We start from the raw sequence: 25,068 nt of genomic DNA, 5'->3' as shown, positions 1-25,068 counted from the left end.
GCCGAGCCCGGCGCGACACCGCCGTGAGGGGTGAGGCCCGTGACCTTCTGGGAGTACCTGAGCAGTCAGCACCAGCAGCTGCTCACCGACGCGTACCAGCATGCGAGCGCGGTCTTCCAGTGCATGGTCGTCGCCACGCTCATCGGCGTGCTCATCGGCGTCGTCACCTACCGCAGCGACTGGGCGGGCAGTCTCGCGACGACCACCACGTCCACCATCCTGACCATCCCCTCGCTCGCCATGATCGGTCTGCTGATCCCCATCGTGGGGCTCGGCGTCCCGCCCACCGTCATCGCGCTGACCCTCTACGGGCTGCTGCCGATCGTGCGGAACGCGATCGTGGGCCTGCGCGGGGTGGACCCGTCGCTGGTGGACGCGGCGAAGGGCATCGGGATGTCCCGCGTCACCCGCCTGTTCCGGGTGGAGCTGCCGCTGGCCTGGCCGCCCATCCTGACCGGCATCCGGGTCTCCACCCAGATGCTGATGGGCATCGCGGCGATCGCGGCCTACGCCTCCGGACCCGGCCTCGGCAACGAGATCTTCCGCGGCATCGCCTCCCTGGGCAGCAAGAACGCGCTCAACCAGGTCCTCGCGGGCACGCTCGGCATCATCGTCCTGGCGCTCCTCTTCGACGCCGCGTACGTCCTCATCGGACGGCTGACCATCCCGAGGGGGATCCGTGCCTGAGACCACCGACCTCGGCACCGGGCCCGCCCGGGCCGGGACGCCCGACGCGCCGACGACCGGCGCCACCATCGAGCTGGAGAACCTCACCAAGCACTACCCGGGCAGCCGGGAACCCGCGGTCGACAGCGTCAACATGGAGATCAAGGCGGGTGAGCTGGTCGTCTTCGTGGGCCCCTCCGGGTGCGGGAAGTCCACCACGCTCAAGATGATCAACCGGCTGATCGAACCGACCGGCGGGCGCATCCGCATCGGCGGCGAGGACGTCACCCACATGGACCCGGTGAAACTGCGCCGCAAGGTCGGTTACGCCATCCAGGCGTCCGGGCTCTTCCCGCACATGACGGTCGCCCAGAACATCGCGCTGGTGCCGCGGATGATCGGCTGGTCGAAGCAGCGGATCCGGTCCCGGGTGGAGGAGATGCTCGACCTGGTCGGCCTCGACCCGGGCGAATTCCACGGGCGCTACCCGCGCCAGCTCTCCGGCGGACAGCAGCAGCGCGTCGGCGTGGCGCGGGCCCTCGCCGCGGACCCGCCGGTGCTGCTGATGGACGAACCGTTCGGGGCGGTGGACCCGATCACCCGCGACCACCTCCAGGACGAGCTGATCCGGCTCCAGCACGAGCTGCACAAGACGATCGTCTTCGTCACCCACGACTTCGACGAGGCCATCAAGCTCGGCGACCGGATCGCGGTCCTGCGCGAACGCTCGCACATCGCGCAGTTCGACACCCCGGAGGCGATCCTCACCAACCCGGCCGACGACTTCGTCTCCGGTTTCGTCGGCGCCGGAGCCGCGCTGAAGAGGCTCAACCTCACCCGCGTACGGGATGTCGAGATCACCGACTACCCGACCGTCACGGTCGACGACCCGCTCCAGGACATCTTCAACCGGCTCCGGTCCAGCGGTACGAACGAGATCCTGCTCCTGGACAAACGCGGCCGCCCCTACAAGTGGCTGCGGCGCGGCGACCGGATGCGGGCCCGGGGATCGCTGGCCCGGGCGGGCACGCTGGTGCACGACACGGTCACCCGGGACGCCACGCTCCGGGACGCGCTGGAGGCGGTCCTCACCGACAACGCGGGCCGGGTCGCGGTCACCGGGCGGCGCGGCGAGTACACCGGCGTCGTCGACATGGAGACCCTGATGAACTCCGTGCACGAACTCCTGGAGGCGGACCGGCTGGACGCGATGGAGCACCAGCACGAGATGGAGGAGGCCCGCGCCCAGCAGACCCGCCACGACCAGGAGGGCGCCGAGGGCGGGGAGACACGGGCGTGAACGGACCGAGGACGCCCGCGGGCCGCCGCCCCGAGGGCGAGCACGAGGTGAAGGGGCTCGCCTTCCGCGACGACGGCGGGGACGAGGAGGCGGGCGACGCCGCCGGGCACGCCGGGGACGGCGGGGCCCCTCCCCCGTCGCCCGCCCGCACCCGGCGCCGGATCAGCTGGCAGAAGCTCACGTTCCTGCCCGCCGTCCTGACGGTCCTGCTGCTCGCCACCTGGCTCTGGTTCCGGCAGGCCGCCCTCGACCCGATCTCCGAGAACGCGCTGACCCGCACCCTGGTCCTCAAGGCGCTGCGCCAGCACATCCAGCTGACCGCGATCTCCACGTTCTTCGTGCTGATCATCGCGATCCCGCTGGGCATCCTGCTGACCCGCAAGGCGTTCCGGAAGCTGACGCCGGTCGCGATGACCATCGCCAACATGGGCCAGGCCACCCCGGCGATCGGTCTGCTGGCGCTGCTCGTCATCTGGCTCGGCACCGGCGAGAAGTCGGCCCTGATCGGCATCACGATCTACGCCATCCTGCCGGTCCTGTCCAACACGATCGCGGGCCTGAAGGCCAACGACCCGACGCTGCTGGAGGCCGCCCGCGGCATCGGCATGTCCCCGCTGGGCGTCCTGAACCGCATCGAACTGCCGCTGGCCGTCCCGCTGATCCTCGCCGGAGTGCGTACCGCCCTGGTGCTGAACGTCGGAACGGCGACCCTCGCCACCTTCGGCGGAGGCGGCGGCCTGGGCGTCCTCATCACCACGGGCATCACCACCCAGCGGATGCCGGTCCTGGTGCTGGGCTCGATCCTGACGGTCGCCCTCGCGCTGTTCGTGGACTGGCTGGCCTCGCTGGCCGAACTGCTGCTGCGGCCCCGCGGCCTGGAGGTGGAGTGATGAGGCGTGCGTGTCTGCTGTCGGCCGGGCTGCTGGTGCTGGCCTCCGCCTGCGGGCTGACCAGCGGCTCGCCCATGGTCGACGACGTCGGGCCCGGCTCGATCGGGCAGGGCCGCCCGCTCGACGGCGTCAACCTCACCGTGACCTCGAAGGAGTTCACCGAGCAGCTGATCCTCGGGGCGATCATGGGCATCGCCTTCGAGGCGGCCGGCGCCGAGGTCCTGGACCGCACCGGCATCCAGGGGTCGATCGGCTCCCGGGAGGCCGTCAAGAACGGTGACGCGGACGGGGCGTACGAGTACACGGGCACCGCCTGGATCACGTACCTCGGCAACAGCGATCCCATCGGCGACCCGACGAAGCAGTGGGAGGCGGTCCGTGAGGCCGACCGCACGAACGGCGTCACCTGGCTGCCGCCGTCCACGCTCGACAACACGTACGCCCTCGCCACCAACCAGGACAACTTCAAGAAGTACCGGACCACCACGCTCTCCGACGTCGCCGCGCTCAGCAAGAAGGACCCCAAGGCGGTCACGCTCTGCGTCGAGAGCGAGTTCGCCAACCGCGCCGACGGGCTGCCCGGCATGGAGAAGGCGTACGGCATGAGCGTGCCCGCGGGGAACGTCACCCAGATGGACACGGGGATCATCTACACGCAGGTGGCCAAGGGGAGCTGCACCTTCGGTGAGGTGTTCACGACCGACGGCCGGATCAAGTCGATGAACCTCGTGGTGATGAAGGACGACAAGGGGTTCTTCCCGCACTACAACGCGGCCCCGATGATCAACACGAAGACCCTGGACAAGCATCCCGAGATCGCCGGGATCCTCGACCCCATCACCAAGAAGCTGAACAACGACATGGCCCAGACCCTCAACGCCAAGGTGGACGTGGACGGGCAGGATCCGCACCAGGTCGCCCTGGACTGGATGGAGCAGCAGGGGTTCGTGAAGAAGGACTGAGGGCCCGGGGCGGCCGGGCACCGCGGGACCGGGTCAGCAGGCGGGGACGGGCCCCTTGCCCTTCTCCAGCGCGACCAGGGCGTCGACCGCGCCGTCCAGCGTGGTCACCGGGATCAGCCGCAGCCCCTTGGGCAGGTCGGTCTTCGCGTCCGCGCACTCGGCCTTCGGGACCAGGAACACGGTCGCGCCGTCCCGCCGGGCGGCCTGCGTCTTGAGGGCCACCCCGCCGACCGCGCCCACCTTGCCGTCGGCGTCGATCGTCCCCGTACCCGCGATCGTGCGGCCGCCGGTGAGGTCGCCGCCGCTGCCGTCGCCGTCCAGCTTGTCGACGATGCCGAGCGAGAAGAGCAGCCCGGCGCTCGGCCCGCCGACGTCGGCGAGCTCCAGCTCCACCTCCACGTCGTCCTTCTCGTGGAGGTAGGAGAGCGCGGCCTCGGTCGCGGTGTCCTGGGACTCCTTCATCTGCTCGGCGTTGTGCTCCTCGATCTCCTCGGTGGTGTCGCCGCTGGGATAGACCGAGTCCCGCGGCATCACCGCCCGGTCCGTGCGGAACCATCCGTCGACGACGTCGCCGAGATCCACGCGGGCGTCCGGGCCCGTCGCCTCGATCGTCGTCATACGGAGCTGGCCGGTCGTCCTGCGCACCGGCGCGCCGGTGATCGTGATCACGGGGTCGCCCTTGTTCTCACCGAGCACGTTCGCCGTCATGCCGGGCTGCGCGAGCGAGAACGGCAGCGGCGCGAACACCGCCGTGGCGAGGAGAGCCACGACGGGTACGGCGCAGACGGCAAGGGCCCTGGGGCGCGTGAGGCGAGAAAGCACGGGATCAATCTAACGCGAGGGCACGAGTCGGCCGGGGGCGGCCGGAGCGGGGGGCCGGCACGGGTGCCGGGGGCCCCGGTGAGTGCCCGGGGGGCGCGGGCGCCGGGGCGTGGCGCCGGAGCCGGGGGGGCGGGAGCCGGCCGTACCGGCGCGGGAGCCGGGGCCCGGGTGAGTGCACGGGGGCACGGGCGCCGGGGGGCTGCGCGGGAGTCCGCAGGGCTGGCGTGGGAGCAGGGGGGCTGGCGCGGGAGCCTGGAGCCCCGGTGAGTGCACGGGAGCGCGGACACCCGGGGGCTGGCGCCGGGAGCCGGGGACTGCGCGGGAGCCGGCGGGGTTGACGCGGGCGCCGGGGAGCGCGGGGCCCGCGGGCCCCGGTGAGTGCCTGACCGGGGCGACGGATGCGGAGGCGGTGCCCGCCGGACCGGCCGGACTCCTCCCGGCAGCCCGGGGACGGGCGTCGTGAGCCCGCCCCGGTTCGGTGGGGTCGGGGCGGGTTCCGTCGAGGCGGAACGGGTTCCGTCGGGGTGGGGTCCGGTCGAGGCGCGTCGAAGCCAGGCGGGTTCCGTCGGGGTGGGGTCCGGTCGAGGCCGGGCGGACCCCGTCGAGGCCGGGCGGACCCCGTCAAGGCCAGGCGGGTCCCGTCACGGCCGGGCAGACCCCATCAAGGCCGGGCAGACCCCGTCAAGGCCAGGCGGGTCCCGTCACGGCCGGGCAGACCCCATCAAGGCCGGGCAGACCCCGTCAAGGCCAGGCGGGTCCCGTCACGGCCGGGCAGACCCCATCAAGGCCGGGCGGACCCCGTCAAGCAAGACCAAGCGGGGGTCCCGTCGGGGCCGCGCGGGTCCCGTCGGGGCCGCGCGGGTCCCGTCGGGGCCGGGCGCGGGTCCCGTCATGGCCGGGAGCGTCAGCGCAGGGCGTCGGCCACCTCTCGGGCCGCGTCGACCACCCGCGGCCCCACCCGCTCGGGCACGGAGTCCGCCAGCATGACGACCCCGACACTGCCCTCGACCCCGGTCACGCCGATGAGGGGCGCGGCGGCTCCGCTCGCCCCCGCTTCCAGCTCGCCGTGGGTCAGGGTGTACCCCGGCTCGGTCACCGGCGCCTGCCGGGCCGCGAGGATGGCGCGGCCCGCGGCACCCCGGTCCAGCGGATGCCGGAAACCGGCGCGGTAGGCGACGTGGTAGTCGGTCCACGTCGGCTCGACGACGGCGACGGCGAGGGCCTCGGTCCCGTCGACGAGGGTGAGGTGCGCGGTCGCGCCTATGTCCTCCGCGAGCGCCCGCAGCGCGGGCAGCGCGGCTTCCCGCACCAGAGGATGCACCTGTCGGCCCAGACGCAGTACACCCAGCCCGACCCGGGCGCGGCCGCCCAGATCACGGCGCACGAGAGCGTGCTGCTCCAGAGTGGCGAGCAACCGGTACACAACGGTCCGGTTCACGCCGAGCTTGTTCGAGAGTTCGGTGACGGTCAGCCCGTGATCCGTGTCGGCGAGCAGCTTGAGGACACGCAGTCCCCTGTCGAGCGTCTGGGAGGTCTCCGCGGTCACGACGCCCACTCCTTCGTGGTGAGGGTCGGCGGCCCCCTGCGCGGCGGTTGCGCCACCGGTCCCGTCGGCGACGCGCGTCAGAGGCCGCCGGTCGGCAAGCGACCCGGGTTGTCCCGGGCGGAGGCGCTTCACGGCTGCGCTCCGCGGCGGCGCTGCCACGGGGCGTGTGCGTAGCGGGACAGTAGCGAGCCGGTCCGCTCAGCGGAAGGCTCCGTCCAGAATCCGGGCACCGTACGCCGCGTGACGTCTCTGTTTGCCCCGATACGCACGGCGCGCGCCCCGACTGGGCACACCGCTCCGCACGCCGAGCGCGCAGGGACGACCGGGCGTCACGAAACGGCGGCGTCGACGCCGCCGGCGGCCCCGCCGACTTCCCTGGCGGCAGCCGGGATTGCGCCTAGGGACCAGTGGCTCCGCCGGCCGTCCCGGCGGGCGCACCCGCGGCGTCACCGCATGCGCGTGGCCCACTCCTGGACCTTGGCAATGCGCTGGCGCAGCTGACCGGCCGTGGCCTCGGCGCTCGGCGGGCCGCCGCAGACGCGGCGCAGCTCGGTGTGGATCACGCCGTGGGGCTTGCCGCTCTGGTGGACGTACGCGCCGACCATCGTGTTGAGCTGCTTGCGGAGCTCCATCATCTCCTTGTGGGAGACGACCGACCGTCGCTCCGCGGGGAGTTCGAGGAGGTCGGCCTCCTCGTCCGGCTTCTTGCGGCTGTGCGCGATCTGCCGGGCCTGCCGCTTCTGGAGCAGCATCTGCACCTGGTCGGGTTCGAGGAGGCCCGGGATGCCCAGGTAGTCCTGCTCCTCCTCGCTGCCGGGATGCGCCTGCATGCCGAACTCGGCGCCGTCGTAGAGGACCCGGTCGAAGACGGCGTCGGACTCCAGTGCCTCGAACGGCAGCATGTCCTGCTCGCCGGTGTCCTCGTCCTCCTCCCGGTTCGCCTCCTCCATCTCCTTCTCGGACTCGGCGTACGGGTCCTCCTCGCCCTCCTTCTTGGGCTTGTCGAGGACGTGGTCGCGCTCGACCTCCATCTCGTTCGCGAAACCGAGGAGGTCGGGGATGGTGGGCAGGAAGACGGAGGCGGTCTCGCCGCGCCGCCGGGACCGCACGAAACGGCCCACGGCCTGCGCGAAGAAGAGCGGCGTCGAGATCGTGGTGGCGTACACCCCGACCGCCAGGCGGGGTACGTCCACGCCCTCCGACACCATGCGGACGGCGACCATCCAGCGGTCGTCGCTCTGGCTGAACTCGTCGATGCGGTTCGAGGCGCCGGTGTCGTCGGAGAGCACGACGGTCGCCTTGCTGCCGGTGATCTCGCGGATCAGCTTCGCGTAGGAGCGCGCCGAGTCCTGGTCGGAGGCGATGACGAGGCCGCCGGCGTCCGGGATGCCCTTGCGCACCTCGGTGAGGCGCTGGTCGGCGGCGCGCAGCACGCTCGGCATCCACTCGCCGCGCGGATCGAGGGCGGTGCGCCAGGCCTGGCTGACGGCGTCCTTGGTCATGGGCTCGCCGAGGCGGGCGGCGATCTCGTCCCCCGCTTTCGTCCGCCACCGCATGTTGCCGCTGTAGGAGAGGAAGATGACGGGCCGCACGACGCCGTCGCCGAGGGCGCTGCCGTAGCCGTAGGTGTAGTCGGCCGAGGACCGCCGGATCCCGTCGTTCCCCTCCTCGTACGTCACGAAGGGGATGGGGTTGGTGTCGGAACGGAACGGCGTACCGGTGAGCGCGAGTCGGCGGGTGGCCGGCTCGAACGCCTCCAGGCATGCCTCGCCCCACGACTTGCTGTCGCCGGCGTGGTGGATCTCGTCGAGGATGACGAGGGTCTTGCGCTGCTCGACGCGGTTGCGGTGCAGCATCGGGCGCACGCCGACACCGGCGTACGTGACGGCGACGCCCTGGTAGTCCTTGCCGAGCGGCCCCGCGCTGTACTCGGGGTCCAGCTTGATCCCTATCCGCGCCGCCGCCTCGGCCCACTGCTTCTTCAGGTGCTCGGTGGGCGCGACCACGGTCACCTGCTGCACGACGTGGTGGTGCAGCAGCCAGGACGCGAGCGTCAGCGCGAAGGTCGTCTTGCCGGCCCCGGGGGTGGCGACGGCCAGGAAGTCGCGCGGCTGCTCCTGGATGTACCTCTCCATCGCTCCCTGCTGCCAGGCACGCAGCTTGTTCGCGGTGCCCCAGGGGGCGCGGCCGGGAAAGGCAGGTGAGAGGTGGTGGGAGGTGGGGGAAGAGGCGGCGGTGGTAGTCACGGTCTCCGTGGGGTGGGTCGGTCCGAGGGAGCCGTGCGCGACGCGCGTCGGGTGAGGCTGTGCTGTGACGGCGGACGACTCGGCTACGTATGACAACCGGGCCACCCTACCGGCGCGCCGGACGTGCCGACGCGCGGACGGCACCGGGTCACCGGCGGATGGGACTCACGTCACAGGGGGCGCCGGGAGCGACGGGCGGGGCCTTCGCTCCCGCCTCCGCGGGCAGCCGGACGAGTGCCCGCGGCACCTCTCCCCTGGCCTCCATCCTCACCCCCTCACCCGCGCTCCTTCAGCCGGGTGGTGACCCAGGCGCCCAGGAGCGCCACGGCCGCCATCGGCAGGAACACGGCGGCGAAGGCGGCGGGATGGGACCCGGTGACCTCGCCCGCGGTGTGCGAGACCGTGACCGTCCCGCCGCCCAGCGCGGCGAAGGCGGCGCCGCCCGCGGCGAGCAGAATCACGTTGGAGAGGCCGTCGGAGATCTGCAGGGCGGCGGAGTTGGCCCCGGCCTCCTCGGGGGCGGAGAGGTGGAGCAGCAGCACGCTGCTGGAGGAGATCACCAGCCCCATCCCGAAGCAGCCGAACCCCCAGGCGACGGCGACCGTCCAGACCGGGACGGACGCGATCAGTACGCTCGGCGCGGTGGCGATGGCGGCCGCGACGAGCACCATCCCGAAGAACATCAGCCGCTCCCGGTAGGGCTCCACCCGCGGCCTGGACTGCACGAAGGATCCCAGTGCCCACGTGGCGCCGCCCGCGGCGAGCGAGAACCCGGCGAGCGTCGGCGACAGTCCCCGCTGGCTGACCAGCATCAACGGCACGAAGGACTCGGCGGCGATGAAGGAGCCGGCCGCGACCCCGCGCAGCAGCACGACGGAGGGCAGCCCGCGGGCCGCCCGGTAGGTGCCCGGCGGGAGGAGGCCGAGCACCGCCGGGACGAGGAGCGCGGCGCCCGCGACCCCGGCGACGGGCGCGAGCCACCGCACGCTCCCGTCGGTCGCGGCCTGCGCGGCGTACTGGAGCAGCCCGGCGCCCAGGGAGATGCCGAGGGCGAGCCGGATGCGCCGCCGGTCGAAGAGCGCCGGTGCGGTGCCTCCGGCGGGGCCCGACGCGCGGCGCCGTATCTGCGGCAGGGCCAGCGCGAGCGGGAAGACGACCAGGGCCGGGATGCCGACGAAGACCCAGCGCCAGCCGAGGTGTTCGGTCACGGCGCCGGAGGCGAGCGGGCCGACGACCGACGGAATCACCCAGCTCGCCGCGAACGCCGCCATGATGGCGGGCCGCAGCCGTTCCGGGTAGGCGCGGCCGACGACGACGTAGAGGGCGACGATGACGAGGCCGCCGCCGAGCCCCTGCACGGCCCGTCCCAGCACGAAGAGCCACATCGCCCCGGCCGTCCCGGCCAGCAGCAGCCCGGCCGCGAAGGCGCCGATCCCGGTGGCCAGCGAGGCGAGGGGCCCGCCCCGGTCGGACCACTGCCCGGCGAGCACCATGCCGAACAGGCTGGTCGTGAAGTACGCCGAGAAGGCGAAGGCGTAGAGCGAGAGGCCGTCGAGCTCACGGGCCGCGACCGGCATGGCCGTGCCGACCGCCGTCGCCTCGAAGGCGATCAGCAGGACCACGGAGACGATGCCGATGCTGAGCGCCCGGTGGTCCCGGCTCAGCACGCCGCCGGCCTCCGCACCCGCGGTCGCGGCCGATGCGTCGTCGGCGCCCGCCCCGGCTTCCGGGAGCACGGCGGGTACGGGTATGCGGGCGACGCCGGTGTCGCCGGGTTCCAGGGCGGTCATGCAGCTCAGGGTAAGGGGCGCGGATCCCTTTGACCCCTGTCGGAGGTCCGGTGACCACCTGCGACCTTGGTCGTACGACCAGGCCCCGGGGCCGCGCACGGGGCCGTCGGCACCGCCCTTCGTGAACGCCGTGTGGCAGTCGCGTTGCGGCCCCGACGTTTCCCTTGAGTCCCTGCCCCGCCCCGCCCTACGGTCATCACACCGAGTTCGGAACAAGCACCGCGTTCCCGACCTGGCCGTGTGCCCGAGTGGTTCAGGGACTCGCCTGCAAAGCGAGTTACGTGGGTTCGATTCCCGCCACGGCCTCCAGAGTCCGGCCGAAGAGACAGGGCGGCGTCCCCTCGGGGATGCCGCCCTCGGCGTGTCCGTCCGTCCCGCTCCCCGGGCAGGCCGCACGCACCGGGTGCCGGCGCCTCACACGAGCAGGGCTGTCACGTGCTCACCCCCGATGACCTCCGGCCAGTGGCGCCGGCCGTCGTCCTGTCGCGTCGCAGGGGCCCGGTCGCGGGCCCGGGGGTCGATCGTGGCGAGGGTGCGGGGCAGGGTCACGGCGAGGTGGCCGCAGGCGGTGGTGAGGCCGTGGGCCGGGGCGAGGGACCGGACGCGGTGCAGCAGCCAGAGGGTGAACGCGAGTGTCGAGACGTCGGCGTTCAGCGGGCGGAGAAGGAGGTCGGGCCCGCTCCAGGCGAAGACCTCGCCCGTGGCACCGTCCAGCACGAGGTCGATGTCCTCGACCAGGTGGCCCAGCCGGATCAGCCGGTCCGCGCCCGCCGGGATCTCCGCGCCGGGGAAGTCGCCGGGGCGCTGGTCCGCGCCGTACTCGGCAAGCGTCGGCAGCGGCATCTCGGTGTCGAGACGGAACACCCAGCCGTCCTCCGGCAGCCCCGTCTCCCGCAGGAAGCGGCGGGTCGGCTCGTGCGTCAGCGTGGAGGGGAAGTCGACCTCCTCGAAACGCATGATCCCGCCCGTGCCGAACTCCTCGTCCAGCAGCCGCGGCGGCAGGTCCAGGACGAGGCCGGCACCCGGACCCGCGATCCGGGCGAGCGGGCGCACCAGGGCGGCCGCCTTCCAGTAGGGCGGTACGGCACCCGCTCCCGCGCCGCGCTCGAAGACCCCGGTCAGCTGCGCGGACGCCCGCTCCACCGCCCTGGGTCCGAACCGGCCCTCCAGGGACGCGAACCGCCCGCGCACCGCGGCGAGTTCCTCCGTCGCCGCCGCGAACCGCAGGACCGCCTCCAGGGCCGGCGCCGGGGACAGGGCGAGGAACGCGGGGTCGCGGTGGAGGCCGGCGGTGGAGGCCTCCCTCGGCGCACCGTCCAGGACGATCGCCGCCGGCTCCCCCTCGTACGCCCGGACGGCGCCCATGACCAGGTGGTCCCGCAACTCGGCGGCGAGCCGGTCCACGTCGTCGACCAGGTCGGCCCTCCCGCGCGGCCCCGCCCCGGACAGCGCGCCGAACCCCGGCAGCGCCCCCTCGGACGGCAGTCCGGGCCCGGTCGGCAGGTGCCGCGTCGGCGCGTGCGCGACGCACGGAACCAGCTCGTCGCCGGTCCGTCCGATCGCACCGCCGACAACGGTGTCAGTCGTGCCCATGGGCTCCCCCGCGCATTGAACGCACTGTGCTTCCCCCGCGGGGGACATCCCGCCGCCCAGCGGCGGTTCCCCCACTGTCGAGAACCATACGGGGCACCACTGACAACGCCGGTAACGGCGAGGGTCCCGGCGGCGTCGGGTGAGGAACACGCGATCCGGGACGGCCCCACGGGGCGGTCAGGCCCCGGTCACCACCGCGGCCTGCGGCCGGATCGGGAGCCGGTTGACCGGGCGTCCGGTCGCCGCCCGGACCGCCGAGGCGATGGCCGCCGGAGAGGTCACGACCGGCACCGCGCTGACCGCCTTGGCGCCGAAGGGGGCGACGACGTCGCGCTCCTCGACCAGCTTGACGATGCGGATGTCGGGGGCGTCCAGCGAGGTCGGCAGTGCGTACCCGGTGAGGTCGGGGTGGCGGACCAGGCCACGGGCGGTGCGCAGATTCTCGGTGAGCGCCGCGCCGACGCCCTGGGTGACCCCGGCCTCGATGCGGGCCGCGAGCTGGGCCGGGTTGAGGATGCGGCCGACGTCCTGGGCCAGGGCGAGTTCGACGACGCGGACCGAGCCGAGCTCGATGTCGACGTCCACCACGGCGCGGATCGCGCAGAACGCGAGGCCGACGAACGCGTCGCCCTGGCCCGCGGCGTCCAGCGGCTCCGTCGGATGGGGGCGGCACTGGGCGGTGGCCCAGAGCTCCTTGCCGTCCATCGCCTCGGTGACGGTCGTCGAGAGCACGCCGTCGTACGACGTGATCTTGCCGTCCGTGATCTGGAGCAGCTCCGTGGACATCCCGAACTTGTGCGCCAGCGGCTGCAGCAGCTGCGTCCGGACCATCTTGGCCGCACGCTCCACCGCGCCGCCCGACACCCAGGTGTGCCGACCGCGGCAGCTCGCGCCCGCCGGGGGCTGGTCGGTGTCGACCGGGGCCACGAAGACCTCGTCGATGCCGAGCGTCTCCTGGACGATCTGCCGGGCGAGCGTGGCGAACCCCTGGCCGGTCTCCACGGCCGCGCACAGCACCGTGGCGACGCCGTCGTGGACCTTGACGGTGGCTGTCGAGACCTCGTCCGCGCCCTCCGCCCCGAGCATGTGGACCATGCCGACGCCGTAGCCGACGCCGCGGCGCACCGCGCCCGGTTCGCCCGCACCCTCGGGGCCGCCGGGCAGCAGCCACTCGTCCTCGGGGGTGTCCTTGGGCAGCGCGGGGAGCGGGAAGTCCCGTACGGCCTGGAGGAGTTCGGCGACCGGGGCCGGGCAGGTCACCGTCTGGCCGGTGGGCAGCACGTCACCGGTGGCCATCGCGTTGCGCAGGCGCAGCTCGGCGGGGTCGACGCCGAGCTTCTTGGCGAGCTTGTCCATCTGCGCCTCGTAGGCGGCGCAGACCTGCATCGCGCCCTCGCCGCGCACGTGGCCGGAGGGCGGGTTGTTCGTGCGGACGGCCCAGCCCTCGATGAAGGCGTTGGGGACGACGTAGGGGCCGCAGGCGAAGGAGACGGCCGCGGCGAGCGCCTCGGAGGACGTGTCGGCGTAGGCGCCCGCGTCCAGGAGGATCTGCGCCTCGACCTTCACCAGCCGGCCGTCGGCGTCCGCGTGGTGGCGGTAGCGCAGCAGCGTGGGGTGGCGGTGGGCGTGGCCCAGGAAGGATTCCTCGCGCGTAGCGGTGAGCTTGACCGGGCAGCCCGTCTTCAGCGCCAGCAGGCCGAGCGGGAGCTGGATGCCCTGGTCCTCGCGGTCGGCGGTGGCACCGGGGACCCCGGTGACGACGACCTTCACGCGGTCGGGTTCCAGTCCGTAGCAGGCGGCGGCCGCGTCGCGGTCGGTGTGCGGGTCGGTGGAGGCCACGTAGAGCTCGACGCCGCCGTCGGGGCGGGGCACCGCGAGGCCGGCCTCCGCGCCGATGGGCGCCGGGTCCTGGCGGCCGATGCGGTAGAGGCCCTCGACCACCAGCTCGCCCGCGGCGTCCGGGTCGCCGTGGCGCAGCGGGATGTGGCGGATCAGATTGCCGTCGGGGTGCAGGGGTTCGGCCTCGAAGGCCTGCTCCGGGTCGGTGACCGGTTCGAGGACCTCGTACTCGACGATGACGGCCGCGGCGGCCATCCGCGCGGTGTCGGGGTGGTCGGCGGCGACGGCCGCGATGGGCTCCCCGTGGTGGCGTACGACCTCGGAGGCGAAGACCGGGCGGTCGGCCTTGCCGCGGCCGTGCAGCGCGGCGCCGGGGACGTCCTCGTGCGTGACGACCGCGTGGACGCCGGGCATCTCGCGCGCGTGGGTGGTGTCGATGGACAGGATGCGCGCGTGGGGGTGCGGCGAGCGGAGCACGGCGGCCCAGAGCAGGCCCTCGGCCCACAGGTCCGCGGCGTAGGGGAAGGTGCCCTCCGTCTTGGCGCGCGCCTCGGCCGAGGGCAGCGACGCCCCGAGGCCGTGCGGCAGCGGTTCGGGGGCGGGGGGCGCCACGGTGGTCTCGATGGCGGCTTCGTTGCTCACGCCTGGCCTCCGTCCTGGCCGTACGGCTGCTCGTGCGTCCTGTCGTGCGGTGCCGCCGGTTCGAAGGCCGAGCGGTTGACGCCGCCGTCGCCCGGGCCCGCCTGGTGCGGGATGCGGGCCTCGTCGCCGTCCGGATCGCCGTTCGCGGAGTGCGCCTCGCGTTCGGCGACGACCTCGCGTACGGCGTCCAGGACCCCGCGGTAGCCGGAGCAGCGGCACAGATTGCCGCACAGGGCCTGCCGGGCCTCCAGCTCGGTCGGCGCGGGGTTGCCCTCCAGCAGGTCGTGCACGGTCATGGCCATGCCCGGTACGCAGAAACCGCACTGCACGGCACCGCACCGGGCGAGGGCGCGCTGGACGTCGGAGGGGCGGCCGTCGGCGGCGAGTCCCTCGACGGTGCGCACCTCGCTGGAGGCGGCGGTGACCGCGGGGACCAGGCAGGACGCCACGAGCCGGCCGTCCACCTGGACGTTGCAGGCGCCGCACTCGCCCTGCGAGCAGCCGTCCTTGGCGCCGGCGAGGCCGAGGCGCTCGCGCAGCACGTAGAGCAGCGACTCGCCGATCCAGGCGTCGGTGACCGGCCGGTCGGTGCCGTTCACACGCAGGACGTACGACGACATGGGGTGCTCGTCGTACACGGCGGCGGGCTCGGCGGCCCCGGTGTCCTCGGGGTCCTCGGCGTGCTCGGCGTCCTCGGTGGCGGACCGTTCCGCCGGGGCGTCGGCCCCGGTGGCGTCCGGCGGTCCCGAGGCGTCCGGCGTCCGCCGCGGGCCCTCGTACGCGGCGCCGGCGGTTTCGGGCTCGACGCCCGCGGTCTCCGGCCCGGGACCGGCGGACTCGCGGTCGGCGCCCGGGGCGAACTCCCCGTCCCGGACGGGCCCGGACGCGTCGAACCGCCGTCCGGCCGTCTCGATCCCGGCCGCTGCGAACCCGCGGCCGGAGGTCTCGTGCGCGGCCGCTTCGTGTTCGGGAATGATCGTTTCGCGCCCGGCCGGGGCGCTTTCCTGCACGGCTTCGCCCGCTCGGTGCGGCTGTGCGGTCGCCCCCTGTCCGGGAACGACCGTCTCCGGGCCGCGCTGCGCCTCGTCGCGGCCGTCACGGCCGTACGCCTCACGGACGGCCGCCCCGGCGGCCTCAGCGGCCTCCTGGACGCGCTCGGAGGCCTCCTGGGCGGCCAGGGCCGATCCTTCGGCGTACGGGCCGTCCGGCGCCTGCCCGGGGGCCTCGGTGCCCGTACCCGCGTGGTCGCGAGGGCCCGCGAACCACGGCTCCCCCACGGTCTCCGTCGCCCAGGGTGCGGCGGCGCCGCCGGGGAGCGTGGCCGGCGGCGTGCCGCCCCACTGCTCGACCAGCGCCGACGTGGTGAACTCGCCCGACTCGTCCGGAAGATCGCCGCCGGCCACCGGGATCGACCACTGCCCGGTGACGTCGTGCCCGGCGGGCTCGTGCCCGTGAGGTGCGCCGTCGGACGGGTGCGAGCCCTCCGCGTCGGCGAAGGTCCACTGCCCGGTGGCTCCCGGGTGGTACGCGAAGCCGTCGGGAGCGGTGTCCCGGGGGGCGGAGTTCGGGTCGGGCCACTGGACGCCCTCGGCCGGGACGGCCCAGCTTCCGGTGGCCGCCGGGTCGGTGCCGGCGGTGGTGGCGGGGGTGACCGTTATCTGCGGGGGCACATAGCCGTGCCCGGGCGCCGCGAGCGGGCTGTCCCGCTCGGCCAGGAGGGCGTCGATGCCCCCTTCGGGGAGCTTGACGAAGGCGGTGGCGCCGTCGTCGTAGTCCCCCTGCGGCAGCCGCTCCCAGGCTCCGTGGGTGCCACCCTGGGGGGCGTCCTCTCCGTGCTGGTCGTCGGTCACGACAGCGCCCTCCCCAGTGCTCGTCGGGCCAGCGCGGCGACGGTGCGCCGCAGGTGCAGTACGGCGGGCGGAAGCTGCGGCACGGAGCCGTCCTCCGCCGGGACGGGGTCCGGGATGCAGGCCGCGGCCACGTAGTCCCCGAAGGCGCCCAGCGCCTCGGGCACCAGGGCGCGGTTGTTGTCCCAGTCGATCAGCGAGGCGACCCACTGCTCGGCGTCGAGCGGGCGCAGCGGCATCGGCGCTATGGCACCGACGGCGCACCGCACGCCGCGCCGGGCGGGGTCGAGGACGAGCGCCACGGACGCGATCGCCCGGCCGGGGCCGGTGCGTCCGGTCGCCTTGACGAAGACCTGGGGGGCGTGCAGCAGCGGGACGCGCACATAGCCGATGAGTTCGCCGCCGCGGAGCATGTCCACCCCGGCGAGCAGGTGCGACACCGGGATCTCGCGGCGGGCGCCGCCCGGGCCCGCGATGATCAGCGTGGCCTCCAGGGCGGCCAGGACGGGCAGGGCGTCGCCGGTGGGGGACGCCGAGGCGATGTTGCCGCCGAGGGTGCCGGCGTTGCGGATCTGCGGCGGGCCCGCGGCGCGGGCGGCGGCGGCGAGGGCGGGGATGAGCGCGGCGAAGTCGGGGCGGCCCATGCGCGCATGGGTGAGGCCCGCGCCCAGCAGGGCGTGGCCGTCCTGGTACTGCCAGCCGCGGATCTCGCTGATGCGTCCGAGGCCGACGAGGCCGGCGGGCCTGAGCTGCCCGGAGTTGACGGCCGCCATGAGGTCGGTGCCGCCCGCCACGGGAACGGCGGCCGGCATGGCGGTGAGGGCTGCCACGGCCTCGTCCAGCGAGCCGGGCAGCGTGACGGCCTGCGCCGCCTGCGGTGCTTGCGTGGTCAAACCGGCTGCCCCTTCCCGCTGCCCCACCTGGTCCCGCCTGTGTTGCCGTACGGTACGTGCTGACAGGGCGGACGTGGCAACTCTGGCACATCTTCCCCGGCCCTCGACGCGGGGGTCCGCTAGGAGGCATTCGCCCCTCTCACCTGCGAGATGGTCCGTTTTCGTACGGCATCACCGGTCCGCACGAATTGGCACTCTTCGGTGACTCCTGCACACCTTTCGCCCGTGCGGGCCCGCCCACGGAGGACGGACCCGCACGGACCGCCGCCTCAGGCCTCCGGGGGCGCCCCCTCGATCGGCCGCCCGAGGACGCCGGGCCGCCGCTGCCACGGCCGGGGCCCCGCGGGCGGCCGGTAGGCCACTCCCAGGGCGTCGAGGCGCGCATAGTGGCCGGCCAGCCGCTGCTCGAAGTCCGCGAAGTCCCGCTCGGCGGGGGCGGGCAGGGCGCTCCAGGCGACCTCGGCGAAGGCCGCGAGCCGCGGGAAGGCCTGGTAGTCCACGCGCGCCTGGTCCTCCATCACCTCGGTCCACACGTTGGCCTGGGTGCCCAGCACGTGCCGCGCCTCCTCGGGGGTGAGCTCGGGCGGGACGGGCTCGAAGCGGTAGACGTCCTCCAGGGTGCGGACGTACCCGATGGGCACCGGTTCGTCCTCGCCGGCGTGCTGACGGTGGTCCAGGTAGACCTGCTGCTCGGGGCACATGACGACGTCGTGGCCCGCGCGGGCGGCGGTGATGCCGCCCCGGTAGCCGCGCCAGGAGGAGACGGCCGCGCCCGGTGCGAGCCCGCCCTCCAGGATCTCGTCCCAGCCGATCAGCCGACGGCCGCGCGCGGACAGCCAGTTGTCGAAGTGCCCGATGAACCAGGCCTGCAGGCCGTCCTCGTCCGCGAGCCCGAGTTCCTTGATGCGGGCCTGCGCGGCGGGCGACTGCCGCCACTGGTCTTTCAGGCACTCGTCGCCGCCGACGTGAATGAAGGCCGACGGGAAGAGTTCCAGGAGTTCCTCGAACACCCCCTCGTAGAAGCGGAGGGTGTTGTCGGTGGGCGCGAGTACGTTCCGGGTGATGCCCCAGTTGTCCCAGACGGAGAGGGAGGCCGTGTCGACGACGTCGGTGTTGCCCAGTTCCGGATACGCGGCGATGGCGGCCTGCGAATGCCCCGGGATGTCGATCTCCGGTACGACGGTGATATGCCGCTCGGCGGCGTAGGCGACGATCTCGCGGATGTCGTCCTGTGTGTAGAAGCCGCCGTGCGGTTTCTCCTCCCACAGCGGTGAGGCGCGGTGGCCGAATTTCGTGCGGGCCCGCCAGGACCCCACCTCGGTGAGTTTCGGGTACTTCTTGATCTGAACACGCCATCCCTGGTCGTCCGTCAGATGGAAGTGGAAGACGTTGAGTTTGTGCGCGGCCAGGAGATCGAGCCAGCGCAGGACTCCCTCCTTCGGCGTGAAGTGGCGGGAGACGTCGAGCATCAGCCCGCGCCAGCCGAAACGCGGGCCGTCCTCGACGATCCCCTGCCGAATGCGGTGCCGGGCGCCCGGCCGGACGGGGGCCCGCCGGAAGGCGTCGGGCCCGAGCAGCTGACGCAGCGTCTGGGCACCCCAGAAGACACCGGCCGCGCTGCCGCCGCTGATCTCGACGCCCCGTCCGGCGGCCGCGTCGAGCCGGTACGCCTCCGCCTCCAGACCGTCGTCGAGGCGTAGCCGCAGGGTGTTGGCGCCGGTCTCCGGGCCCGGGGGCAGCGGCAGGCCGAGCGCCGCGCCCAGGACGGAGCGCAGCCACCTCTCCGTGCCACCCGTGCCGGGTGCGGCCCACAGGGCGGTCGCCCCGTCGAGCACGACCTCGCCGTGGCCGGGGTCCGTCACGGCGCGCGGCGCCGGAATCACATCCATCACGTCAGTCCTTTACCGCTCCGCCGAGGCCCGAGACGAGCCTCCGCTGTACGAGTACGAAGAAGATGAGTACGGGAATGGTCATCACCGTGGAGGCCGCCATCACGCCGCCCCAGTCCGGCTCGTCGGGTTTGTAGAAGACGAGGAGCGCCATGGGCAGGGTGGACTGGGAGGTGTCGCTGATGATGAACGACTTGGCGAACAGGAAGTCGTTCCAGGCGGAGATGAAGGAGAAGACGCTCGTGGCCACCAGGCCCGGGAAGACCAAGGGGAAGAGAATCTGCCAGAGGAATCGCGTCCGGCTCGCTCCGTCGATGCGGGCGGCCTCCTCCAGCGCCTCGGGAACCGCCTTGACGAAACCCCTCAGCATCCAGATCGCGAAGGGCAGCGAGAAGGCGATGTGGGGCAGGATCAGCGAGCCCAGTGTGTTGAGTTGGCCGAGGTCCCGCATCAGGAAGAAGAGCGGGATCGTCAGGGCCTCCACCGGCACCATCTGGGCGATGAGGAACATGATCAGCAGCGTGGTGCGGAATCGGAAGCGGAATCGTGTCACCGCGGTCGCCGCGAGAAAGGCGACGAGTGCCGAGACGACGACCACCGAGCAGGCCACCACGAGGCTGTTGAGGAAGTACCGGCCGAATTCCTGTTGTTCGAAGACGCGCCGGAAGGAGTCGAGCGTCGGCGCCGTCGTCCAGGGCCGCGGTTCGGTGGACTCGACCTCCCCCGCCGGCTTGAAGGCGCTCAGCACCATCCAGTAGAGGGGAAGGGCGACGGCCACCGCGATCAGCAGCGTTGCGGCCTCGGCCGCCAGCCGCCAGGGGCGCCGGGGCCGCCGGAATCCGCGCACGGAATTCACAGGTCCTCCCCCTGCCTGCGCAGCAGCCGCAGGTACACCAGCGTCACCGCCAGGAGCATCAGCAGCATCACCACGCCGATCGCCGAGCCGAGGCTGTACTGGGACGAGGCGAACGCCTTCTGGTAGGCGTACACGTTCAGCACGAGGTTCTGTCCGGCGATGCCGCCTCCGTTCGTCATGACGTAGATCTGCGTGAAGACCTTGAAGTCCCAGATGACGGACTGGATGGTGACGACCACCAGGATCGGCCGGAGCATCGGCGCGAGCACCGACCGCCAGATCCGCCACTGCGAGGCGCCGTCCAGGGAGGCCGCCTCCAGCACCTCGGCCGGTACGGCGCGGATGCCCGCGTACACCGTCACCATCACGAACGGGAAGGAGCACCAGACCACTTCGAGGAGGACCAGGGCGAAGGCGCTGTAGCGCCCGTACGTCCAGGAATGGTCGCCGAGCCCGAGGACGCGGTTGACCGGGCCGAAGTCGGGGTCGAAGAGAAGCAGCCAGACCGTGGAACCGGTGACGGCGGGGGTGGCCCAGGCACCCAGGGCCGCCAGCATGAGCGCCAGCCGGGGCAGCGCCCGGACGCGGGTGAGCAGCACGGCCAGTGCACAGCCCGTCGCGAGCGTCGAGACGACGCAGGCCGCCGCGAAGACCGCGGTGGCGAGCAGCACCCGCCAGAACTCCTCGTCGCCGAAGAGGGCCGCGTAGTTGCCGAGACCCTGGAAGGTGGTGGGTTCACCGCCGCTGACCTGGGCCTGGGTGTATTCGAGGAACGAGATCAGGCCGAGCTGGTAGACGGGGTAGACGAGCAGGCCGCCGAGGACGACAAGAGCGGGGGCGAGGTAGAGCCAGGGGGCCCACCCGCCGTGCCCGCGCCGGGACTTCGGGCCCGCCGTCCTCACGGCGGGGACCCGCGCCGGCGGTCCGGGGCGGCCCGGCGGCCCCGGTCGTCCGGGCGGCCCGGCGACTCGGGTGGTTCCGTGCGCCGTCACCGGCTCAACCCACGGACCGGAAGGCGTCGTTCATCTTCCTCGCCGCGTCCTTCGAGGCCGCGGCGACGTCCTTCTTCCCGCTGACGACCTCCTGGAACATCGTCGGCAGGACGAGCGAGGCGTCGATCTGCGCCCAGGCCGGCGAGGCGGGCACGAACTCGGCCCCCGCGGCGAGCGTCTTGACGAAGGGCTCGACGAACGGCTCCTTCTTCGCGACGTCGGCGCGCACATCCGTGTACGTCGGCAGGAAGCCCATGGCGTCGAAGAGTTCGCCCTGCGTCTTCTTCGACGCGAGCTGCTTCATCAGGGCCACGGCGAGGGAGCGGTGCGAGGTGCTCTTCAGCACGCCCACGTTGTTGCCGCCCGCGAAGGCCGGGGCGATGTCGCCCTTCTTCAGGCCCGGCAGCGGCACCACGGCGTACTTGCCCCTGACCTTGCCCGCCTCGACGGCCGCGTGGCTGAAGTCGCCGCCGATGGCCATGCCCGCCTTGCCCGAGGCGAAGGCGGTGACGGTGTCGTTGCCGCCCATGCCCGCGCACTTGGCGGCGGGACAGTTGCCGTCGCCGAAGAGGGAGGTGTAGGCCTTGATGCCCTTGCGGGCGGCGGCGCTGTCGATGGCCGCGGCATAGGAGCCGCCCTTGCCGCGCGCGATCTCGCCGCCGTTCGCCCAGATGAAGGGCATCGCCCCGTAGGTGTAGGCGCCGCCCACCGCGAGGCCGTACAGGTCCGGCTTCGCCGCCCGGATGCGCCGGGCGGTGTCGATCAGTTCGGCCTGCGTCCGGGGGACGTCGAGGCCCAGCTCCTCGAAGACGTCGGTGCGGTAGTACAGGGCGCGTACGCCGACGAAGAAGGGGGCGCCGTACACCTTGCCGTCGACCGTCACCGACTGCCGGGCGGTCGGGTCGGCGTCCTTGGCCTCGCTCCAGTCGGCGAACTCCCGGGTGACGTCGGCCAGTCCGCCGTCCTTGACATATCCGGCGGTGTCGGTGTTGCCGTACTCGATGACGTCCGGGGCGCTCTTCGGGTCGTTGAAGGCGGCCTTGATGCGCTGGGCGCGGGTCTCGACGGGGATGTACTCGACCTTCACCTCGGCGCCCTCGTGGGCCTTCTCGAAGGCGGTGACGGCGGCGTCGACGACCTTCTCCTTCGGCGCGTTGCCCACCTCCTGGAAGAGCCAGACGCGCAGGGTGCCCTTCTTCTCGTCCTTGCCGGAGGAGGAGTCGTCGGACGTCTGGGGGGCGCAGGCGGTGCCGGTCACCGCGGTCGCCACCAGGGCGGCGAGCGACACGGCCGTGCGGACAGAGAGCTTCATCGAGCATCCTCCGGGGGAAGTGCGTTGCAACATACGCAATGACGGTTTCGCACTGCACAACACACCGGAGGCTATGGACTACGGGAACACGGCCACAAGAGGTCTCAACCACTCTGTGACCCCGGGACGCACTCCGTGCAACGGAAGGCCCCGGGAGGGCGCAGCCCGGTCCGCGCGGACCCCGCGCGGACTTCCGGGCACGACAAGGCCGCGGCACCCCGCACCGGGATGCCGCGGCCGTGCTCGGTCCGTGCGGCTGCTGCGCCGAGAGGGGCGGGGCGCGCCGGGAGCCGTCGCCCGCCGCCCCGCGAGCCCTACTTCTTGTCGCCGCCCTTGCCGCCGTCCTTGTCGCCGCCGGCGCCCATGGACTCGTAGATCTCCTTGCACATGGGGCACACCGGGTACTTCTTCGGGTCGCGGCCCGGGACCCACACCTTGCCGCAGAGGGCCACGACGGGCGTGCCGTCGAGGGCGCTCGCCATGATCTTGTCCTTCTGGACATAGTGGGCGAAGCGCTCGTGGTCACCGTCGCCGTGCGACGTCTGCGGCGCCGGCTCCACGAGGGTCCCCGTCCCAGTACCTCGCTGGGGCTGGGTCTCAGGCTCAAGAGTGCTCATGAAGCAAGGGTACTGAAGCCGACGGCCATCAGTTGAGCGAAGGGTCGTCCGGATACGTGGCCACCATCGCCAGATCGCTGCGCTGGCGGCGCAGGACCTCGCGCCACAGCCGCTCCGGAGACGGCGACGAGACGTCTCCCGGCTCGGACTCGACCACGTACCAGGCGCCCTCGACGAGCTCGTCCTCCAGCTGACCGGGGCCCCAGCCGGCATATCCGGCGAAGATCCGCAGCGAGCCGAGGGCCGCGGCGAGCAGCTCCGGCGGCGCCTCCAGGTCGACCAGGCCGATCGCGCCGTGCACCCGGCGCCAGCCCAGCGGCGTCGCGTCCCCGGCCGCGTCGCCCGGGATGACCGCGACGCCGAGCGCCGAGTCGAGCGAGACCGGGCCGCCCTGGAAGACCACGCCGGGCTCGCCCGCCAGGTCCGCCCACGCCTCCAGGATGTCGCTGACGCCCACCGGGGTGGGCCGGTTGAGGACGACGCCCAGGGAGCCCTCCTCGTCGTGGTCGAGGAGCAGCACCACCGCGCGGTCGAAGTTCGGGTCCGCCAGGGCGGGCGTGGCCACGAGCAGTCGCCCTGTGAGCGAGGACACCTCGGTCATGCCAGACATGATCCCGCATCTTGCCTCCACGTGGGGAGCCAATGCGGGTACGCGAGTGAACGCAGCTCAGGGCGTGCAGGCGCGCGCCCGGCGCACGACGGGGACGGTGACCCGGTGTGCCCGATTAGGAACGGTTCGTGTTGTGGCAAAGCTATGACGCATCTGGGAGGTCCCTGGGCTTACAGAAGGGGGGTGGGCGGCCATTACGCTTGCCTCTTCAACCCCTGCCCACCTCACCGGAACGCGAGATTCATGACCGTCAACGGCTCTGATGACGTATTGCTTGTCCACGGCGGCACCCCGCTCGAGGGCGAAATCCGTGTCCGCGGTGCGAAGAACCTCGTACCGAAGGCCATGGTCGCGGCCCTGCTGGGCAGCGCTCCGAGCCGACTGCGCAATGTCCCGGACATTCGCGACGTGCGCGTCGTGCGCGGGCTGCTCCAGCTGCACGGCGTGACGGTCCGGCCGGGAGAGGAACCGGGCGAGCTGGTGCTCGACCCGTCGCACGTGGAGAGCGCGAACGTCGCCGACATCGATGCCCACGCGGGTTCCTCGCGCATTCCGATCCTCTTCTGCGGCCCCCTGCTGCACCGCCTCGGGCACGCCTTCATCCCGGGCCTCGGCGGCTGCGACATCGGCGGCCGGCCCATCGACTTCCACTTCGAGGTGCTGCGGCAGTTCGGCGCGAAGATCGAGAAGCGGGCGGACGGCCAGTACCTGGAGGCTCCGCAGCGGCTGCGCGGCACCAAGATCCAGCTGCCGTACCCGTCCGTGGGCGCGACCGAGCAGGTGCTGCTGACGGCGGTGCTCGCCGAGGGCGTCACCGAGCTGGCGAACGCGGCCGTGGAGCCCGAGATCGAGGACCTCATCTGCGTGCTGCAGAAGATGGGCGCGATCATCGCCATGGACACCGACCGGACCATCCGGATCACCGGTGTCGACTCCCTCGGCGGCTACACCCACGCGGCCCTGCCGGACCGGCTGGAGGCCGCCTCCTGGGCGTCCGCGGCCCTGGCCACCGAGGGCAACATCCACGTCAAGGGCGCCCAGCAGCGCTCGATGATGACGTTCCTGAACACCTACCGGAAGGTGGGCGGTGCCTTCGAGATCGACGACGAGGGCATCCGCTTCTGGCACCCGGGCGGTCAGCTGAAGTCGATCGCCCTGGAGACGGACGTCCACCCCGGCTTCCAGACCGACTGGCAGCAGCCGCTGGTCGTCGCCCTGACGCAGGCCACCGGCCTGTCGATCATCCACGAGACGGTGTACGAGTCCCGCCTCGGCTTCACGTCCGCGCTGAACCAGATGGGCGCGCACATCCAGCTGTACCGCGAGTGCCTGGGCGGCTCGAACTGCCGCTTCGGCCAGCGCAACTTCCTGCACTCCGCCGTCGTTTCGGGCCCCACGCGGCTCCAGGGCGCCGATCTGGTCATCCCCGACCTGCGCGGCGGCTTCTCGTACCTGATCGCCGCTCTCGCGGCCCAGGGCACCTCACGCGTCCACGGCATCGACCTCATCAACCGCGGCTACGAGAACTTCATGGAGAAGCTCGTGGAGCTGGGCGCGAAGGTCGAGTTGCCCGGCAAGGCGCTCGGCTAGCCCGTACCGGCCCGGCCGGCGGCGCGACCGCCTGCCGGGACCACCGCCGACACCACGATGGGGCGGGGGCCGGGAGTTTGGGCGTGGGGCCCCCCTCGTGCCGCTCTCGTTGTATGGCGTCCCTTGGTGGAAGCGGGAACCCCTGCCCTTTGTGGGTTTCTTTGGG

At 72.8% G+C, this 25,068-nt stretch carries 19 protein-coding genes and 1 tRNA gene; 6 read left to right on the top strand and 14 right to left on the bottom strand.

The genetic code is table 11. From position 1 onward, the window contains the following. Positions 1-39: 39 nt before the first annotated feature. The 4 genes from ACZ4NT_RS19085 to ACZ4NT_RS19070 are packed head-to-tail and all read left to right on the top strand — an operon-like array spanning position 40 to position 3,818. Complete coding sequence (locus tag ACZ4NT_RS19085) at positions 40-687, top strand: ABC transporter permease (RefSeq protein WP_121402679.1); 648 nt, start codon at positions 40-42, stop codon at positions 685-687. Continuing rightward, the gene (locus tag ACZ4NT_RS19080; protein WP_467726453.1) at positions 680-1,966 is read left to right on the top strand and encodes a betaine/proline/choline family ABC transporter ATP-binding protein; all 1,287 of its coding nucleotides are present in this window, start codon (positions 680-682) and stop codon (positions 1,964-1,966) included. The genes ACZ4NT_RS19085 and ACZ4NT_RS19080 overlap by 8 nt, the downstream gene beginning before the upstream one ends. Beyond that, positions 1,963-2,856, top strand: coding sequence for an ABC transporter permease (locus ACZ4NT_RS19075; RefSeq protein WP_121402674.1), 894 nt, complete (start codon positions 1,963-1,965; stop codon positions 2,854-2,856). Before ACZ4NT_RS19080 ends, ACZ4NT_RS19075 begins: the two co-directional genes overlap by 4 nt. Further along, a complete protein-coding gene (locus tag ACZ4NT_RS19070) occupies positions 2,856-3,818 on the top strand; it encodes a glycine betaine ABC transporter substrate-binding protein (RefSeq protein ID WP_183116833.1) in 963 nt (320 codons plus the stop codon). Before ACZ4NT_RS19075 ends, ACZ4NT_RS19070 begins: the two co-directional genes overlap by 1 nt. Before the next feature lie 33 nt (positions 3,819-3,851). Here ACZ4NT_RS19070 and ACZ4NT_RS19065 read toward each other — a convergent pair whose 3' ends face one another. The 4 genes from ACZ4NT_RS19065 to ACZ4NT_RS19050 all read right to left on the bottom strand — a co-directional run bounded on the left by ACZ4NT_RS19065 (position 3,852) and on the right by ACZ4NT_RS19050 (position 10,222). Further along, the gene (locus ACZ4NT_RS19065; RefSeq protein WP_121402671.1) at positions 3,852-4,640 is read right to left on the bottom strand and encodes a S16 family serine protease; all 789 of its coding nucleotides are present in this window, start codon (positions 4,638-4,640) and stop codon (positions 3,852-3,854) included. A gap of 904 nt (positions 4,641-5,544) precedes the next feature. Then, positions 5,545-6,186: a helix-turn-helix domain-containing protein gene (locus ACZ4NT_RS19060; RefSeq protein WP_121402669.1), complete on the bottom strand. Its 642-nt coding sequence runs from the start codon at positions 6,184-6,186 to the stop codon at positions 5,545-5,547. A gap of 446 nt (positions 6,187-6,632) precedes the next feature. Beyond that, positions 6,633-8,432: a DEAD/DEAH box helicase gene (locus tag ACZ4NT_RS19055; RefSeq protein ID WP_467726450.1), complete on the bottom strand. Its 1,800-nt coding sequence runs from the start codon at positions 8,430-8,432 to the stop codon at positions 6,633-6,635. A 275-nt stretch (positions 8,433-8,707) separates the two neighbouring features. Continuing rightward, positions 8,708-10,222 carry an MFS transporter gene (locus ACZ4NT_RS19050; protein WP_467726448.1) on the bottom strand — a complete coding sequence of 505 codons (1,515 nt, stop codon included), beginning with the start codon at positions 10,220-10,222 and terminating at the stop codon, positions 8,708-8,710. A gap of 234 nt (positions 10,223-10,456) precedes the next feature. On the opposite strand from ACZ4NT_RS19050, the gene ACZ4NT_RS19045 reads away from it, so the two are divergent. After that, positions 10,457-10,531 (top strand) — tRNA-Cys (locus ACZ4NT_RS19045). Positions 10,532-10,636: 105 nt separating this feature from the next. Here the strand turns inward: ACZ4NT_RS19045 and ACZ4NT_RS19040 are convergent. The 10 genes from ACZ4NT_RS19040 to ACZ4NT_RS18995 all read right to left on the bottom strand — a co-directional run bounded on the left by ACZ4NT_RS19040 (position 10,637) and on the right by ACZ4NT_RS18995 (position 23,303). After that, positions 10,637-11,815, bottom strand: coding sequence for an SUKH-4 family immunity protein (locus tag ACZ4NT_RS19040; protein WP_467726446.1), 1,179 nt, complete (start codon positions 11,813-11,815; stop codon positions 10,637-10,639). Positions 11,816-11,992: 177 nt separating this feature from the next. Beyond that, positions 11,993-14,296: a molybdopterin cofactor-binding domain-containing protein gene (locus ACZ4NT_RS19035; RefSeq protein WP_121402661.1), complete on the bottom strand. Its 2,304-nt coding sequence runs from the start codon at positions 14,294-14,296 to the stop codon at positions 11,993-11,995. Continuing rightward, positions 14,293-16,146 (bottom strand): (2Fe-2S)-binding protein, encoded by a 1,854-nt coding sequence (locus ACZ4NT_RS19030; protein WP_467726444.1) that lies wholly within the window; start codon positions 16,144-16,146, stop codon positions 14,293-14,295. The genes ACZ4NT_RS19035 and ACZ4NT_RS19030 overlap by 4 nt, the downstream gene beginning before the upstream one ends. Beyond that, complete coding sequence (locus ACZ4NT_RS19025; RefSeq protein WP_121402657.1) at positions 16,143-17,036, bottom strand: FAD binding domain-containing protein; 894 nt, start codon at positions 17,034-17,036, stop codon at positions 16,143-16,145. Before ACZ4NT_RS19025 ends, ACZ4NT_RS19030 begins: the two co-directional genes overlap by 4 nt. A gap of 269 nt (positions 17,037-17,305) precedes the next feature. Further along, entirely contained in the window at positions 17,306-18,925 is a 1,620-nt protein-coding gene (locus tag ACZ4NT_RS19020) for a beta-N-acetylhexosaminidase (protein ID WP_467726441.1), read from the bottom strand. A gap of 4 nt (positions 18,926-18,929) precedes the next feature. Continuing rightward, positions 18,930-19,772, bottom strand: a complete 843-nt coding sequence (locus ACZ4NT_RS19015; protein ID WP_467726587.1) for a carbohydrate ABC transporter permease — start codon at positions 19,770-19,772, stop codon at positions 18,930-18,932. A gap of 5 nt (positions 19,773-19,777) precedes the next feature. Continuing rightward, the gene (locus tag ACZ4NT_RS19010; RefSeq protein ID WP_467726439.1) at positions 19,778-20,773 is read right to left on the bottom strand and encodes a carbohydrate ABC transporter permease; all 996 of its coding nucleotides are present in this window, start codon (positions 20,771-20,773) and stop codon (positions 19,778-19,780) included. A gap of 4 nt (positions 20,774-20,777) precedes the next feature. After that, complete coding sequence (locus ACZ4NT_RS19005) at positions 20,778-22,085, bottom strand: extracellular solute-binding protein (protein WP_121402649.1); 1,308 nt, start codon at positions 22,083-22,085, stop codon at positions 20,778-20,780. 314 nt (positions 22,086-22,399) lie between these two features. Continuing rightward, the gene (locus tag ACZ4NT_RS19000; protein ID WP_121402648.1) at positions 22,400-22,702 is read right to left on the bottom strand and encodes a DUF3039 domain-containing protein; all 303 of its coding nucleotides are present in this window, start codon (positions 22,700-22,702) and stop codon (positions 22,400-22,402) included. 28 nt (positions 22,703-22,730) lie between these two features. Next, positions 22,731-23,303, bottom strand: coding sequence for a YqgE/AlgH family protein (locus ACZ4NT_RS18995; RefSeq protein ID WP_121402646.1), 573 nt, complete (start codon positions 23,301-23,303; stop codon positions 22,731-22,733). A gap of 252 nt (positions 23,304-23,555) precedes the next feature. On the opposite strand from ACZ4NT_RS18995, the gene murA reads away from it, so the two are divergent. Further along, positions 23,556-24,902, top strand: coding sequence for a UDP-N-acetylglucosamine 1-carboxyvinyltransferase (murA, locus tag ACZ4NT_RS18990; RefSeq protein ID WP_121402644.1), 1,347 nt, complete (start codon positions 23,556-23,558; stop codon positions 24,900-24,902). Positions 24,903-25,068: the final 166 nt, after the last annotated feature.

Source organism: Streptomyces sp. NPDC026417 (genome assembly GCF_055567695.1).
The sequence above is the reverse complement of the archived record's forward strand: the minus strand, read 5'-3'. Positions and strand labels throughout refer to the sequence as shown.